The sequence below is a fragment of the Tenacibaculum sp. L6 genome (genome assembly GCF_028823685.1).
Lineage (GTDB): Bacteria > Bacteroidota > Bacteroidia > Flavobacteriales > Flavobacteriaceae > Polaribacter.
In genome coordinates this window covers 25,812-42,692 of sequence record NZ_JAPEHZ010000010.1, presented here as the reverse complement: position 1 = coordinate 42,692, position 16,881 = coordinate 25,812, and the positions used below count along the sequence as shown (strand labels likewise).

At 32.1% G+C, this 16,881-nt stretch carries 14 protein-coding genes; 8 read left to right on the top strand and 6 right to left on the bottom strand.

From position 1 onward, the window contains the following. The first annotated feature begins 1 nt into the window (after position 1). Entirely contained in the window at positions 2-772 is a 771-nt protein-coding gene (locus OU788_RS03570) for a lysophospholipid acyltransferase family protein (protein ID WP_446751475.1), read from the top strand. Further along, complete coding sequence (gene trhA, locus OU788_RS03565) at positions 765-1,406, top strand: PAQR family membrane homeostasis protein TrhA (RefSeq protein ID WP_274633883.1); 642 nt, start codon at positions 765-767, stop codon at positions 1,404-1,406. The genes OU788_RS03570 and trhA overlap by 8 nt, the downstream gene beginning before the upstream one ends. On the opposite strand, the gene OU788_RS03560 is transcribed toward trhA, so the two are convergent. Then, the gene (locus tag OU788_RS03560; RefSeq protein WP_274633882.1) at positions 1,403-1,879 is read right to left on the bottom strand and encodes a CYTH domain-containing protein; all 477 of its coding nucleotides are present in this window, start codon (positions 1,877-1,879) and stop codon (positions 1,403-1,405) included. The genes trhA and OU788_RS03560 overlap by 4 nt on opposite strands. 92 nt (positions 1,880-1,971) lie before the next feature. On the opposite strand from OU788_RS03560, the gene recO reads away from it, so the two are divergent. Genes recO through OU788_RS03545 form a run of 3 tightly spaced genes read left to right on the top strand, consistent with a single transcriptional unit; the run spans position 1,972 to position 5,491 of the window. Next, positions 1,972-2,694, top strand: a complete 723-nt coding sequence (gene recO, locus OU788_RS03555; RefSeq protein ID WP_274633881.1) for a DNA repair protein RecO — start codon at positions 1,972-1,974, stop codon at positions 2,692-2,694. Between the two features lie 3 nt (positions 2,695-2,697). Beyond that, positions 2,698-5,199: a TonB-dependent receptor gene (locus OU788_RS03550; RefSeq protein ID WP_274633880.1), complete on the top strand. Its 2,502-nt coding sequence runs from the start codon at positions 2,698-2,700 to the stop codon at positions 5,197-5,199. Between the two features lie 10 nt (positions 5,200-5,209). Beyond that, positions 5,210-5,491, top strand: coding sequence for a DUF3817 domain-containing protein (locus OU788_RS03545; protein WP_274633879.1), 282 nt, complete (start codon positions 5,210-5,212; stop codon positions 5,489-5,491). Positions 5,492-5,591: 100 nt separating this feature from the next. On the opposite strand, the gene moaD is transcribed toward OU788_RS03545, so the two are convergent. The 3 genes from moaD to OU788_RS03530 form a co-directional block, all read right to left on the bottom strand. After that, complete coding sequence (moaD, locus tag OU788_RS03540; RefSeq protein WP_274633878.1) at positions 5,592-5,834, bottom strand: molybdopterin converting factor subunit 1; 243 nt, start codon at positions 5,832-5,834, stop codon at positions 5,592-5,594. Positions 5,835-5,856: 22 nt separating this feature from the next. Continuing rightward, positions 5,857-8,322 carry a DUF5686 family protein gene (locus tag OU788_RS03535; RefSeq protein ID WP_274633877.1) on the bottom strand — a complete coding sequence of 822 codons (2,466 nt, stop codon included), beginning with the start codon at positions 8,320-8,322 and terminating at the stop codon, positions 5,857-5,859. A gap of 129 nt (positions 8,323-8,451) precedes the next feature. Beyond that, positions 8,452-11,052: an AsmA-like C-terminal region-containing protein gene (locus OU788_RS03530; protein ID WP_274633876.1), complete on the bottom strand. Its 2,601-nt coding sequence runs from the start codon at positions 11,050-11,052 to the stop codon at positions 8,452-8,454. A 119-nt stretch (positions 11,053-11,171) separates the two neighbouring features. On the opposite strand from OU788_RS03530, the gene queG reads away from it, so the two are divergent. Then, complete coding sequence (gene queG / locus OU788_RS03525) at positions 11,172-12,101, top strand: tRNA epoxyqueuosine(34) reductase QueG (RefSeq protein WP_274633875.1); 930 nt, start codon at positions 11,172-11,174, stop codon at positions 12,099-12,101. 31 nt (positions 12,102-12,132) lie between these two features. Here the strand turns inward: queG and OU788_RS03520 are convergent, their stop codons facing one another. Beyond that, positions 12,133-12,771 (bottom strand): PAS domain-containing protein, encoded by a 639-nt coding sequence (locus tag OU788_RS03520; RefSeq protein ID WP_274633874.1) that lies wholly within the window; start codon positions 12,769-12,771, stop codon positions 12,133-12,135. A 321-nt stretch (positions 12,772-13,092) separates the two neighbouring features. Further along, positions 13,093-13,710, bottom strand: coding sequence for a PAS domain-containing protein (locus OU788_RS03515; RefSeq protein WP_274633873.1), 618 nt, complete (start codon positions 13,708-13,710; stop codon positions 13,093-13,095). Positions 13,711-13,927: 217 nt separating this feature from the next. Here OU788_RS03515 and OU788_RS03510 point away from each other — a divergent pair, with 217 nt between their 5' ends. Both OU788_RS03510 and ruvA read left to right on the top strand, forming a co-directional pair. Further along, positions 13,928-16,228: an NADP-dependent malic enzyme gene (locus OU788_RS03510; RefSeq protein WP_274633872.1), complete on the top strand. Its 2,301-nt coding sequence runs from the start codon at positions 13,928-13,930 to the stop codon at positions 16,226-16,228. Positions 16,229-16,294: 66 nt separating this feature from the next. After that, positions 16,295-16,876: a Holliday junction branch migration protein RuvA gene (gene ruvA, locus OU788_RS03505; protein ID WP_274633871.1), complete on the top strand. Its 582-nt coding sequence runs from the start codon at positions 16,295-16,297 to the stop codon at positions 16,874-16,876. The last annotated feature ends 5 nt before the right edge of the window (positions 16,877-16,881 follow it).

The window sequence follows — 16,881 nt, the reverse complement described above, 5'->3', positions numbered from 1 at the left end:
CTTGAAGTATATTTTTTTTCCTATTCGATTTATTTGGCGTGTTTGGTTTTACTTGTTAATGGTCGCTTCAATTTTGTTAATGGCTCCTTTTATGTTGATTTTAACATCAGATGAAAAGTACTATCCAGTTTTTTGGAAAGTTGTTAGAGCTTGGGCTTTCTTTTTAATTTACGGAATGGGTTTCCGATTAAAAATTGAAAAAGAGCAAGAGATTGATCGAAATAAAAGTTATATGTTTTGTGCTAATCATGCTTCTTTTTTAGATCCTTGGGTGTTAATAGCCATGAGTAAAAATCCAATTGTTTTTGTAGGAAAAAAAGAGTTGGTAAAGTTTCCTGTTTTTGGGTTCTTTTACAAGAAAGTGGTTATTATGGTTGATAGAAGTGATGCAGAAAGTAGAAGAAAAGTATATGAGCAAGCACATAGCAGATTGAAAAACGGAACAAGCGTCGCTATTTTTCCTGAAGGATTGGTTCCTGATGAAAATGTAGTTTTAGCACCGTTTAAAAATGGAGCGTTTAGTTTAGCAATTGAACATCAGATACCAATAGTTCCTCAAGTATACTACGATGGAAAACGTTTGTTTTCTTGGGATTTTTTTAAAGGATCTCCAGGAACATTTAGAGTAAAACAATGTAGTTTTATTGAAACAGAAAACTTAGTTCAAGAAGATAAGAAAAAACTTAAAGAGCAAACTTACAGTGTTATATACAATGAATTGATTAATGATGAGTTGTATATGAAAGATACAAACCGATTAAATAATGAGTGAGAAATTAAATCATCGTTATAGTGATAAAGAGGAAAGACTTAATGTGTTTTCTCATGGTTTAGGATTGCTTTTAAGTATTATTGCTTTTCCTTTATTACTGCAAAAATCATTTGAATATAATGTCTTTTGGAAAGGTATTAGTTTGGTGATTTACGGAATAAGCATGATTGTTTTATACGCAGCATCTACTTTTTATCATGCTGCTAAAGAGCCCAAGCTTAGACGAAGGCTTAATATTTTTGATCATGCTGCTATTTATGTGCTTATAGCAGGAACATATACTCCCTTTTGCTTGCTGGTTTTATCACCGAATTTAGGGTGGTATTTATTTATCGTTGTTTGGAGTTTTGCGTTAACAGGCGTCGTTTTAAAATTGTTTTTTACAGGAAGGTTTGACAAATTATCAACAGCGTTATACTTATTAATGGGTTGGCAAATAGTCTTTTTAATTAAACCGTTAATTGATAGTTTTTCTAGCGAAGGATTATTCTATCTTTTTTTGGGAGGCGTTTTTTATACTGTTGGCGCTGTTTTTTATTCGATTAAAAAGCTAAAATACAATCACGCAACGTTTCATGTCTTCGTATTATTAGGAAGTTTAAGCCACTTTATAGCTGTTTATTTCTGTATCTAAGAAGACCAATTAATAAAAGGATGTTTACTTAAGTTTGAGTTGTAATATTTTGCGATACCTGTAACTTCTTCTCCTAACCATTCTGGTTTTGTGAAATTTTCATTTTCATTTTTTAGTTCAACTTCGGCAATTAGTAAGCCGTTGTTTTCTCCTAAAAACTCATCTACTTCAAAAGTATGATTATCAATTTTTACTAAGTATCGGTATTTTTCTATAATCCCTTTTTCACAAAGATTAAAAAGACTTTTAGCTTCATTTTTATCAATTTCTTTTTCCCATTCAAAACGGGTTGTTCCGCTAGTATTTGAAGCTCCTTTTATAGTCAAAAAACCTTTGTCGTCTTTTATTCGAACTCGAACTACTCGTTCTTTGTCTGAATTTAAAAACCCTTGTTTTATATAATTTTTTTGAAATGAACTTTCTTTAAAAGCTTCTGATTTTACTAAGAATTTTCTTTCTATTTCTACAGCCATACCAAAGTGCATCAAATTTGTACGAAAGTACCATTTTTATAGTCAATATTAAATATCTTTGATTGATGATTTTAACTGATAAACTCGATTAAATGCCGGTTGTTGCTACCAAAGCTATTGTTTTAAGTTCGCTAAAGTATGGTGATACAAGTTTAATTGTAAAGTGTTTTACGTTACAAGAAGGGGTGAAATCGTATATGTTAAAAGGGATTTTAAAAGCTAAAAAAGGAAAATTAAAGGCAGCTCACTTTCAACCGTTAACACAATTACAAATTACAGCAAATCATAGTACTAAAAGTTCTTTACACTCTATTAAAGAAGTGCAGGTAATTCATCCGTACGAAACAATACACACTTCAATAGTAAAGCAATCTATTATATTGTTTTTGTCTGAAATATTATCAAAAATCATTCAAGAAGAAGAAGAAAATGTTCCATTATACCAGTACTTAGAAACATCTTTAGCTTGGATAGATACTCATGATGAGGTAGCTAATTTTCACTTGTTGTTTTTATTAAATTTATCAAAGTATTTAGGGTTTTATCCAGATACTTCCGAATCTGATAAAAAAGCCTTTAGTTTGTTAGAAGGAAGTTTTACTGATTTGATATATGAAAAAGGGAATTTAACAGGTAAAGAAATTAATCTTTTTAAAAGCTTGTTAGGCATAAATTTTGATGAAATAAATTCAATTTCCTATTCAAAAAATGATAGGCAAATTATTCTTCGAATTATCATAAAATATTATGAATTACATTTAGAAGGATTTCGGAAACCCAAGTCGTTAGACGTGTTAGAAACTGTTTTTAGTTAATTTATGAAACAAATAATTACTGTATTTTTTTTACTAATTGTAACCACAATTTTTTCACAAAACCTTACTGTTATTGATGCTGAAACAGGAAAACCTGTTGAATCAGTTACTGTATTTAATAAAAATAATACAACGTATGCTGTAAGCGATGAGTTAGGAAAAGTTGATATTTCAGCTTTTTCAAAAAATGAAGTGCTAATTTTTTCGCATGTTTCGTATGCAGAATATCAAGAGAAAAAATCAGCTTTAAAGGCAAATAATTATCATGTGTATTTGTCAAAAAACTCAGAGCAGTTAGATGAGGTGGTCGTTTCGGTATTTAAGAACAGAGAAAAAACAAATCGTATAGCAGAACAAATTGCGGTAGTTTCATCAAAAGAGATAGAAAAATTATCACCACAAACATCAGCAGATTTATTATCGAGTGTACCTGGAATAAAAATTCAAAAATCACAATTTGGAGGAGGAAGTCCAGTCATGAGAGGAATGGAAAGTAATCGAGTGTTATTAGTGGTTGATGGTGTTCGTATGAATAATGCGATTTATAGAAAAGGACACTTACAAAATTCAATTACAGTAGCTCCCAATTTATTAGATAGAACTGAAATTGTTTTTGGTCCGTCATCAGTAATTTATGGTTCAGATGCTTTAGGTGGAGTAATTCACTACTATACAAAAACACCAAAAATATCAGAAAAAGGTAGCGAAGTAAAAGGAAGTGCCTTTTTACGATACAGTTCAGCAAATAATGAGGTAACCAATGTAGTTTCTACCGAACTTAGATTTAAAAAATGGGCATCATTTACCAGTGTAGCTCACAGTAATTTTGGTGATTTACGAATGGGAAAAAATCGTTCTCATGGTTTTAATGACTGGGGCAAAGTACCTTTCTACTCTAATAATACTGATAGTTATTACAACGATACACCAGTTGCAAATTCTAATTTAAATATTCAGAGAAATACTGGTTACAGTCAAACAGATGTATTGCAGAAGTTTTATGTTCCTTTTTCAAAAGACACCGATTTTAAGTTAAACATTCAATATTCAAACTCTTCAAATATCCCACGTTTTGATAAATTAACAGAGTTAAAAGGAAATGGAGATTTAAAATTTGCAGAGTGGTATTATGGACCGCAAGAAAGATTATTAGTTTCGCCACAATTGCTTATCAATCCAAAGAAAAAATGGATGGATAAAGGAACAATTACCTTAGCATATCAAAACATAAAAGAGAGTCGTATTCAGCGAAAATTTGGAAGTTTAGATAGATCATATAGAAAGGAAGCAGTAGATGTTTTTAGTTTGAATGGAGATTTTACAGTTCCGTTAGCAGCACATAGAAACTTAGGGTATGGGGTTGAGCTTGCTTATAATGATGTAGCTTCTAATTCTTATGGAAAAACATTGCGATTAAGCGGAAATGACATTATCGGATTTGATGGTGATTTTGCAGTGCAATCTCGTTATCCTGATGGTGGAAGTAGTTATTTAAGCTCTGCTTTTTATGTAGATTACCGTCAGGATATCAATGCTAAATCTACTTTAAATACAGGAATTAGAGGTACACATACAGTATTAAAAGCTAAATGGATCGATGAAACATTCATAGATATTCCACAAAATGATATTCGATTAGATAATCAATCCATCACAGCAACGATAGGTTATGTGTATAAGCCAACAAGAAATTGGCAATTAAACGGAGTTATTTCTTCAGGATTCCGTTCTCCAAATATTGATGATGTAGGAAAAATTAGAGAGAAAAGCGGTAGGTTAACAGTTCCTAATACCGAGTTAGGACCCGAATACGCATATAACTTCGAAATAGGACTTCAAAAATATTTTAACAATAGAAAGTTTAGAGTAGGAATGAATGCCTATTACACAATATTAGATCGAAATATCACTCGAATTCCGTATGAATTTTTTGGACAAAGTACGGTGTTTTATGATGGAGATGAGTACAATACTGCTGATGGAGAAATTTTAACAAATTATAACAGAGGAAGAGCTTATATAACAGGATTTACTGCGAGTTACGAAGGTAAAATCTCTAAAAATTGGAAAACTTCAGGGTCAATTACATACACTAAAGGGAATACATTAAAGTCGGAAGAAAAAGGAGTGCCAGATGAACCATTATCATCTATTCCACCATTATTTGGTCGTTTCGATTTAAGTTATGTAAATAAGAAGTTTGAAGGAGGAGCTAACCTAGTTTTCAATGCTAAAAAAGATATTTCTGATTATAACCTAACAGAAGGCATAGATAATCACGATCAAACACCAATTGTGAACCCTGATGCAACAAATGATATTGATATGTATTACGGTACTCCTAGTTGGATGACTGTTGGATTGTACGGAAAATATCAGTTCACTAAAAACATAGCAATACAAGCGCAATTGTCTAATTTATTTGACGAACATTATAAAGAATTTGCCTCTGGAGTATCTTCTGCAGGACGCAATATTTCAGTATCTTTGCAAACGAATTTTTAAGCGCAAACAAATGATTAATTTTTTCAGATTAGTAAGTTTATTAGAAGGATTATCTTACATTTTATTGCTTTTTATAGCGGTTCCAATTAAATACATGCAAGGAAATCCTGAATATGTAAAAATGTTAGGAATGCCTCACGGACTATTATTTGTAGGGTATATCGTACTAGCAATTATGTTGAAATACGAGTTAAACTGGAACGGAAAAACTTTCGGAATCGTTTGTTTGTTATCTATTTTACCTTTCGGAACCTTTTTCGTAGGAAGATATCTTAAGCAAGAAACAGTATAATATTGATTTAATGTGTTAGTGATTTAATGTAATAATGACTTTCTTAATGTTCATGCTACATTAAATCATTATTACATTAGCTAAGTATATCATTGAACAACTATCCTCCGCTTACTGGAGGTATAATGGCTATTACATCATTTTCTCGTATGAGTGTATCATCGCTTGTATAACTCTCATTAATAGCCACAGCATACGAACTCATTTTTTGAAATTCAGGAAACTCATTAGAAAGAAATTCTTTAAAACTAGCTACCGTGCTTTTGTTAGGTAGTTCTAGGGTTAATGAAGAACTATCAACTAAATCTGCAGCGATACCAAAAAGTAATAGGGTTGTTTTCATATGAGTAAGTTGTATTACAAATCTACAATTTTATCCCAAAAAGGACTCTGTTTTCATTTTTTCCGTTAAAGTTTGAGCGAGCAAAATCTACACGTAAAAAACGCCATTTTCCAATACCAACATTATCTAAACCAATAGCAAATTCAGAATAGGGTTTGTTGCCTGCTGTAAACAGTCCTTTTGCTCCTGTAACTAAATGAAAGTTCAGCTTATTTAATAAAGGAACTTTACTTAATAATGCTCCTTTAAAGTTGTATTCTCCATGAAGTTCAGCATATTTATCGTTAGAACTTAATTTGTAATAAGGAAGCATGTAAAAGTTGTTTAAATAATTGTTGTTAGGAGCTATTAATAAACGATTTCCGTTAAAATGAGCATAATCCATAAACGGAATATCTTTTTGTTCTAAAAACAGTCCTCCTTTAGCTTTGTAGGAAAACTCTCCCCAGTTGCTTAAATTAATATGCTGGTACAGTTGTGAGAATATGATATCTGAATTCCACTCAGAATTTCCAGATCCGAAGTTTTTTTGATAACCAATATATAACGATGGATATTTACGACTGGTAATATTGTATTTTCCATCAGGATATGATAAATACTTTTGACCAAAATTGATGTTAGCTCCTACCGAAAATGTCCACATATGATGCGGAGTAAATCCTAAAGTAAAGTTGTTTGGTTCTTGTGGGTTATTAGAAGTATAATCAACATCCTTTTTAGGAAACATTACATAGTCTGAGGTATTGAACAGCGGTTTTCTGTCGGCAAATTCTAGAGAAGAAAACATACGAATTCCGTTAGTTACTTCTTGTGAAAAAGAAGCTTTTGCATGGGTTTTTTCGTAGATTTTCAGGTAATTTCTTTCAAAACCAATTGAACTTATAGTATTCCAAAACTTAGAAATAGGTTCTTTTTGGTTGAATTGTGGTGTGGCAATTCCCCCAGAAACATGCAGGTATGGTCTTGTTGTATTATTCCACTGGTAGTTGAAGTAGGCAGTAGGGCGTGCTTTTTTTTCTGAAAAGCCATAATTAACATCGGCTCCCATACCAAATCGTTTACCTTTTTTATTTAGAGTTTTTCGGTAGTTAATTCCTAAAGAAGAATTCCAGCCTTGTACGGTGTTAAAATTGATGTTTTCAATGGGAGAAGAAATGCTCAACGACCATTTGTTGTAAGAATCTCGGTAGGTATAACCAGAAAGAATATCCAACGGTTTAAATTTGTTGTTTTTGGTATCGATTGAATCTAAATATTTTTCTGATTTTCGAATAGTTTTAATACTGTCTTTCAGTTTATAATCTGATATCTCTTCTACTGTTAGAGCTACTGGACGTATGGTGTTCCAATATGTAGAATCTTTTTCTGTAGCATTTTCAGCAAAGGAAAGTATTTCGTTACTAAAAGTCTTTTCATTAAAATCAGGAGAAAAATTATAATTTGAATAAGCAGCAGAAAAGCGTCCGTTAAAATGAAATCCGAACATACCTGCTTTAAAATCGATGGTTTGAGTTGTGGGAACCCACGCTTTATTTTTTGTAGAAAAATTATAGTTCTGTTTAATATGTAAAGAATCAACCATTGGTAAGCTTATTTGCGCTCCTGTTACAATAACATCGGCTCCATACACAGCCCAATCATCTTCAACAATATAAATATATCCACTAAAAACACGGTCATTTTTACGTTTAGGTAGTAGTTGAATTTTGTTAATTAATTTTCCGTTTTCATTATAAAATACCCCTGCTAGCTTGTAATTATAGTACCCGAAAGCTCCGTTTGCTATAGGAGAAATTATACGAACATCCGCTAGATTAAAAGAATTTTCATAAAAATTAAAGTTAACATCTTCAGCTTGGTTAAAGCTAATGCCATTGTCTTCACCACTAACTTTTGAGGCTATAATGTGTTCTTTAAAATTTTTAGGTCTTTTTTGGAAAGCGATTTTTGATACCGTTTCAGAAAGGTACACCACACCACTTCGGGTAGAATCCAATCCACCACCCATGTCGCCAATATCTTGCCCTAAAAACTTTTTAGGAAGATCTTTTACTTTAAATAATCCTCTAGAGTAAAAATCGGCAGTATATTCAGCAAATTTATCAGTGTTTTTATTTTTATGAGTAATAGCATTTCTAATAATTTTGTTGGCAGGATTTTCTTCTGAAGAAACCACAACTTCATCTAAAACCACTTCTTCTTCTGTTAAAGAAACATCTAATGTGAAAGGAAAAGAATTGATTTTAACTGTTTTTTTTATGGTTTTATAACCTAATATTTGAAAAATTAGGGTGTGATTTCCTGTTTTGGAGAGTGCTAATTCATAATCTCCATTGGTATTGGTAGTTGTACCTGTAATCGTGTTTTCTAAGTAAACACTTACAAAAGAAATAGGTTGTTTTTTAGTGTCTGTAACTCTTCCTTTAACTTGAGAAAAGGTTATTGACGAGCATATTAGAAATAAAAAAGTAGTTATATTTTTCATAGTCAGTTAGTTGATGGTAACAAACATAAAAGAAGAACTTTATAAAGTGTATTTAAGAAGTGTTAAATAACTTACAAAGTTCTCTTAATTAATAGTAAGACTATGAGGTAAAAGAAATGTTACAAAAGATTACTTAACCGTATCTTTTTGCTGTTTTTTTTTCTTCTTTCCGAATAACCCACCTAATACGTCGGTTACTTTTTTAACAGTTTCATCCTTTTTAGTGGTTGTAGAAGTACTATCTTTCTTTTTGCCTCCTAATAAACCACCTAAAGCATCATTGACTAATTTATCTTTTTGTTGATCGATTAGTTTTTGACTTAATTTACTAACCGATGAAGACATATCTGTTTTTACAGAAGGGCTCATCATGTTACCCGTAATATTAGCGGTAACAGGAACTGTAATATTTTGCTGCTCTTTTGCACTTAATTTAGAAAGTAATCCTTCAGCTTCGTTACCTAAGTATTTAGCAGGAACATTTAAAGTAACATTGTAGTTCATTGTTTTGTCAAAACCATGACTTCCGCCAACAGTAATTCCAATGTCGTTATACTTTAAATCGAAAGGTTTTACAACTACTTGTCCGTCTTTAAAAGATAAATATGTTTTAATATCTGATAGGTCTAGTTTTGTTAAATCCATAAATGATAATTTATCGTTTAATAAACTCAAAGCTTTAGTTTTTTCAGGGTTGATGCTAGTCGTTAATAGTTCAGCTAATGCTTTACCAGAAACCGAAGCAAGGTTTGGGGTAAAATCATCGTTTAAACTACCAGATAAATCAATATCAGAATTTAATTTACCACTCATAGCACCCGCAATAGGACTTAATGATTGTAATAAATCTAAACTAGTAAAGGATTGAGCAATGTCAAAAGATTTGATACCTAACTTCATATCGAAAGTAGGCTTCTCTTTTTGTGTATTAACTTCTCCATTTAAAGCAATTTGACCATTAAAAATACCAGCATTCATATTTTGTAAGATGGCTTTTTCGTCTTTTAAAAGAAGTGTTCCGGTAACATTTTGTAAAGTTAAGTTATCATAATATACCGTTTTTGCATTTGCCTTTACAGAACAGTCTAAGAAAGCAGGAATTTTTAAAGATTCACTAGGTGTGTTTTCTTTAGAGGTTTCTTCTTTTTTCTCAGAAGCCTCCGGATTTTCTTGCATAAAATCGCTTACATAAAAAGCATTTGAATTTAGGTTGAAGTTCCCTTGTAGTTTGTTGTCAGAAAGTAAAAAACCTAATAAGTTTTTAAGAGTTCCGGTAGCATTTAAATCACTTTTTCCTGTAGTAGCATCAAACTTGGTTAATGAAACAGTACTTGGTGTAAAAGTAACAACGGTGTTTTTAATATGAAGAGGATTTACAACATCTTCTGAAGAAAAAACAAAATCGCTTACCTCCATTTTTCCGTTGTTTTTAATACGACTTACAACATTATTTTCAATAGCTTTCATATCAAATTCGGTATGTAAATCTGCTTTTAAAATACCGCTTAATTCATTTTGTAAATCAATAGGATATGCCTGATTTAGTTTAGCAAGGTTTAATGTTCCTTTAACTGTAGCATTTACTTTAGGGTTAGTTGTTAAATTGTAGACATTTCCTTTTCCAGAAAAAGTATCTTCATCAATTTTAAACGATAAATTGTTAATAAAAACAAAGGTGTTTTCAACTTTACCTGTAGTATTCTTTATTTGGGTATCTATGTTGATGTTTTGAACACTTTTTGGTAAATCAGGATATTTAAATGAAGCGTTGTTAGATTTCATAGTGATATCTAACTTCGGAATATGGTTGTCGTCAATGATTCCGTTTACTTTTCCGTCAACACTAAAGTTACCAGTAGTAGAAACGTTAGCAATACTTTTGGTGTAAGTTTCAGGAATTAATCCTAAAAAGTTTTTAAAGTCAGACGATGGGGTTTTAAAGTTAATATCTACCTCTTGGTTGTTTTCGTTTATTTGAACATATCCGTCAAAAATTAAAGGTAAATTATTCAATTTCGCTTCATTTTTTAAGAAAGAAAACTTCATATTGGTTAAATCCATTCCTAAAATGGCGTCTAACTCTATTTTTTGATTCTTTGCATACGAATTTCCATCCATTCCAAAAGAAACTAAGGTAGAAGTTTGAGTGTCTAACTCTGTGTTTGATTGAGAGAAGTCACCGCTACCACTATGGTTTAACTCAGTTAATTCAAGATTTAGTTTCCCTTGTTTATCATTATATTTTATCGTAGCGTTGTTAATAGCATATGAGTTAATTGATAACCCAAAAGTTGATGGCTCTTCATCTTTTACCTCTTTAGTATCAGTAGGTTTTGCAATATCGTAGTTCGCATTTCCTTTTTCATCAACTAGTACATTTACCAAGGCATCATCAATAGTAAACGATTTAATATTTAATTGTTCTGATGAAGCTTTAAAAAGTTCGGTAAGTTTTAAGGCTAAGTTTACTTCTTTAGCGTATACTAAAGTATCTCCTTCAAAAGGAGTATTGTTAATAACCGTTAGGTTAGATAATTGTACTGATGCGTTTGGAAAATTTCTAAGCAAGCTTAAACTCGAGTCGCTAAAATCAACTTTAGCATTTACGTTGTTGTTAATGGTAGTTTTTACCAAGTTCATCACTTTATCTTGAAACAACAAAGGAATGCTAACCAATAGGATAAAGAAAAAAACTACTATACCTATTATTATTTTATAGATCTTTTTCATAAAGAATAAAGTTTGTTATGTAATACTAATGAACAAAGTTCAGCAATTATTTGTAAATAGAAAGTCAATGAAATGATAAATTTTCTTTTGGTAATTTTGCGCTGATAAAATCACGTATTTTGAATCAGAAACTACAATATTCAAACTTTATAAAAGAACAGGCAAAACGCTTGGTGGGTTTTTTGGAATGTGGTATTGCAAAAGCTGATTTTTTAGAAGAGGAAGCTCCGCGATTGGAGAAATGGTTGCAGAATGGATATCATGGAGAGATGCATTACATGGAAAACCATTTTGACAAACGTTTAGATCCAAGGTTATTGGTTGATGGGGCGAAATCAGTAATTTCTTTATCGTATAATTATTTTCCTTCGGAAGTTCAGCAAGAAGGAAGTTATAAGATTTCTAAATATGCTTACGGACAAGATTATCATCATATCATAAAAGATAAATTACGAGAATTATTACAGTTGATTAATGATGAAATAGGCGAAGTTTCAGGGCGTTGTTTTGTTGATTCTGCTCCTGTGTTAGAACGTGCTTGGGCAACAAAATCTGGGTTAGGTTGGAATGGAAAACATTCGTTATTAATCCAAAAACAGCAAGGATCCTTTTTCTTTTTGGCTGAATTGATAATCGATTTAGAACTCGAATACGATGTTCCTTTTAAAACAGATCATTGTGGAAGTTGTACTCGTTGTATTGATGCATGCCCAACACAAGCTATTTTACCTAATAATACAGTGGATGGAAGTAAATGTATTTCGTACTTAACAATTGAGTTAAAGGATGCAATTCCATCAGAATTTAAGGGAGAACTACAAGATTGGATGTTTGGTTGTGATGTATGTCAAGATGTGTGCCCGTGGAACCGTTTTTCAAAACCACATGAAGAATCATTGTTTGCACCCCAAGAAAGTTTATTAGATATGACAAAACGGGATTGGCAAGAGTTGACGCAAGAAACGTTTAGCAAAGTTTTTAAAAAATCGGCAGTAAAGCGCACTAAGTTTTCAGGACTGACAAGAAATATTAGTTTCTTAAAAAAATAAAAGCAGGTTTAAACCTGCTTTTATTTTTAATTTATTTAGGGTTGGTATCTCCAAAGAAAAACCAATTAATTCCTTTTTTAATCTTGCCTCCTTCTTTAGGAGTGTCTTCTACTGCTCCATTTGATCCAGCAGCTCCACTATCTTCAAATAACTTTACAACAAAATCTTCATAAGAAGAGTTTACTTCTTCTTGTAAGTATGAATTGAAGTATAATTCACTGGCTTTTTCTCCTTTTATTTTTTCTATCTCTAAAAGAGTTTTGTACAAAGGCTCTATTTTTTGAATTACACTTTGAGGTAACGCTTTTCTTCTTCCAGTGTAACCTGTAATTTTTCCTTTTTCGTCTTTTTCAACATCAAAATCTGTAATAACCCAATAGTATCTACCAGTTCTTGTTAAGTTTTTTACAATAGCATGGAAATTGTTTCCTTGTTTTAGGTTATCCCATAATACCTTAAATACAACTTTAGGCATATCAGGATGTCTAATGACATTGTGAGGTTCTCCAATAAGCTCTATTTTATTGTACTCAGATGCTGTTTCAAAAGCATCATTCATATACAAAATAGTTCCTACAGGATCTGTTTTACTAATAATAGTTTTAGTTTTGTCCCATTTTACCTCCTCGTCTATGACTTTAGATGGTCTAAGAGCGTTGTTTGTGTCCATTTTTTTTGTTTTAATAGTTATTCGGGGTGGTTTTTACTTGCAATTGGGGAGCAAAGATAAGGTTTTTTGTGGCAAAAAATCTTTTGGTTTTTTTTAAAAGGGTTAAAATATGTTAAAAGCAATAGCCTTTATTTGGTCTGAGGTAACTGTCGGTGTAGGAATGTGTTACCTTTCAAAGAAAGATGATAGAAATGTGTTATTTTTTAGATAAGAACAGTTGGAAAAAGAGAAGATTTATTAAAATAAAAAAGGGCTGAAACAGAAGTTTCAACCCTTTCGAGAAAAACATTTTAAAGGGGATTGTTGGGGATATTTATGTTTTTATGTTGGATTGGTATCTCCAAAGAAGAACCAGTTTAATCCTTTTTTTAGCGGGTTCGTTTCTGCCTTAATTTTTTCAGCTTCTTCCTTAGATAGCTCTTCGTTAAATAAATCAACAACAAACTCATTGTAAGTTTTACCTACTTCTTCTTTTAACAATGCTTCGAAATACATTTCGCTAGCTTTCTCTCCTTTTAATTTTTCAATATCTAAAAGAGTTTTGTAAATAGGTTCAATCTTTTTAACAACACCATCAGGAACCGCTTTTCTTCTTGCAGTATACCCTATAGTTTTACCGTTTTCATCTTTATCGATAGTAAAATCGGTAATAACCCAATAGTATCTTCCAGTTCTTGTTAGGTTTTTAACGATAGCATGAAAGTTCTCACCTTTTTTTAACGCATCCCATAATACCTTAAAGGCTACTTTAGGCATGTCTGGGTGGCGAATAATGTTGTGAGGTTCTCCTACTAATTCAATTGTGCTATATTCACAAGTGTTAGAGAAAACATCATTAGCATAAAGGATGGTTCCGAAAACATCTGTTTTACTTACAATAGTCTTAGTTTTGTCCCATTGTACTTCTTCGTCAATAATGTGTCTTTGTGTGGTTTCCATTTTCTATTGGTTTAAGGTTGAGACAAAGTTGAGGAGAAAAAGAAATACTAAACATGACTTTTGTCAGGTTATCAATTTTTTTTTGATTGATGTTCTGTAACTCTTAAATTTAACATAAATAGTATAAGGAGTACTATAACTTTTATCGGATAGTAAATTATTTTTACTTAACAAACAAAATGTATATTTGTAAGTTCAAACAAACAAGAACGAACCTATGAGAGATTCTAGAAAAAGGCATGAAGCTTTACTTTATCATGCCAAACCGAAGCCAGGAAAAATAGCAGTAGTACCTACCAAAAAATACGCAACTCAACACGATTTGTCATTAGCGTATTCGCCAGGTGTTGCTGAGCCTTGTTTAGAAATAGCGAAAGATACAAACAACGTTTATAAATATACTTCAAAAGGAAATTTAGTAGCTGTTATTTCAAACGGAACAGCTGTTTTGGGATTAGGAGATATCGGTCCCGAAGCGTCTAAACCAGTAATGGAAGGAAAAGGATTGTTATTTAAAATTTTTGCTGATATTGATGTTTTTGATATTGAAGTTGACGCAACAGATGTAGACAAATTTGTAGAAACAGTAAAAGCAATTGCTCCTACTTTTGGTGGGATTAATTTAGAAGATATCAAAGCTCCAGAAGCTTTTGAAATTGAACGAAGATTAAAAGAGGAATTAGATATTCCTGTAATGCACGATGATCAGCACGGAACTGCAATTATTTCTGCAGCAGCTTTAAAAAATGCATTAGAGATTAATGAAAAAAACATTGAGGATGTTAAAATAGTGGTGAACGGAGCAGGGGCAGCAGCTATTTCATGTACACGTTTGTATTTAGCTCTTGGAGCTAAACGCGAAAACGTAATCATGTGCGATAGTAAAGGTGTTATTAGAAAAGATAATGAGAATTTAACCTCTCAAAAAGCTGAGTTTGCTACACATATAGATGTGAATACTTTAGAAGAAGCCATGTTAAATGCAGATGTATTTATCGGTTTATCTAAAGGAAATGTGGTCTCTCCAGAGATGTTATTATCTATGGCAAAAAATCCTATTGTTTTTGCAATGGCGAATCCAGAACCAGAAATTGATTACGATTTAGCAATTGCTACTAGAGATGATATCATCATGGCAACAGGAAGGTCAGATCATCCTAATCAGGTGAATAATGTGTTAGGATTCCCTTTTATTTTCCGTGGAGCATTAGATGTTCGTGCTAAAAAGATTAACGAAGAAATGAAAATTGCTGCGGTACATGCGTTGGCAGATTTAGCTAAGCAATCAGTGCCAGAGCAAGTGAATATTGTGTACGATGAGGTAAGTCTTTCCTTCGGAAAAGAGTACATCATTCCAAAACCATTTGATCCAAGATTAATTTATGAAATTCCTCCAGCAATTGCGAAAGCTGCGATGGATTCTGGTGTAGCTCAAGAGCCTATTGAAGATTGGGACAAGTACCGTGAAGAGTTAATGGATCGTTCAGGGACAGGAAGTAAAGAGGTTAGGATGTTACATAACCGAGCTAAGAAAGCTCCAAAACGATTAGTGTTTGCAGAAGCAGATCATTTAGATGTGTTAAAAGCTGCACAGAGAGTTTATGAAGAAAAAATTGGACATCCAATTTTATTAGGAAGAAGAGAAATCATCTTAGAGTTAAAAGCTGAGTTAGGTTTTGATGCTGATATTCCGATTATCGATCCTAAAACAGATGAAGAAGAAGATAGAAGAAATCGTTATGCTGAAGCTTTCTGGAAAACAAGACAACGTAAAGGAGTTACGTTTTTAGAAGCTCAAAAATGGATGCGTGAACGTAACTATTTTGCTGCAATGATGGTAAATTCTGGTGAAGCAGACGCATTGATTACAGGATATTCAAGACCGTATCCGTCAGTAGTAAAGCCAATGTTAGAATTGATTGAGAAAGATCAAGGAGTAACAAGAGTGGCGGCTACGAACATGATGTTAACTAAGCAAGGACCAATGTTCTTGGCAGATACGACGATTAATATCAATCCAACAGCGAAGGATTTAGCTAAGATTACACAGTTAACATCAGTATTAGCTAAAATGTTTGGAATGAAGCCAAACGTAGCAATGTTAGGTTTTTCAAACTTTGGTTCATCTAAATCTGAAAGTTCAGCCAAAATAAGAGAAGCAGTTTCATATATCCACCGTAATTACCCTAATGTTGTTGTTGATGGTGAATTACAAGCAGATTTTGCGTTGAATCCTGAGTTATTAGCTAAAGAATTCCCGTTTTCTAAATTAAATGGAAAAAGAGCCAATGTTTTAATCTTCCCTAACTTAGAATCAGCAAACATTACGTACAAATTAATGAAAGCTGTAGATGAAGTAGAGTCTATAGGGCCTATTTTATTAGGAATGAGTAAACCAGTACACATTTTACAATTAGGTGCTAGTGTAGATGAAATGGTAAACATGGCTGCCGTAGCAGTTGTTGACGCTCAGAACAAAGAAATGAAAGCTAAAAAGAAAGCTCTTCAGAACTCTTAATGGGTTAGGAAACTTTTTTTAAAAAATAATTTTGTCTATTTTAGACTAATAGAAAAAAATCGCTGGATGATAACACAAATTAGGGGGAAGCTTGTGGAGAAAAATCCTACATACGCCGTTGTAGATTGTAACGGGGTAGGATATTTACTCCATATTTCACTAAACACATATTCATCATTACCAAATGATGAATATGTGTTGTTATACACACACTTATCTATTAGAGAAGATGCTCACACGTTGTATGGTTTTTCAACCAAGATGGAACGAGAAGTGTTTTTATTATTAACTTCAGTTTCAGGTGTAGGACCAAGTACTGCAAGAACTATGTTATCTTCAATGACTTCTCAAGAAGTTCAACAAGCTATTGCTTCAGAAGATGTAAAACTAATACAATCAGTTAAAGGTATTGGAGCAAAAACAGCGCAACGTGTTATTGTTGATTTAAAAGATAAAGTTTTAAAAACCTTTGATCTTGATGAAGTTTCTGTAGTACAGAACAATACAAATAAAGAAGAAGCGTTATCTGCTTTAGAGGTTCTTGGCTTTGTTAGGAAGCAGGCCGATAAAGTAATAGGGGGAATATTAAAAGAAACACCTGATGCAAGTGTTGAAATACTTATAAAGCAGGCGTTGAAAAAATTATAAAAAAG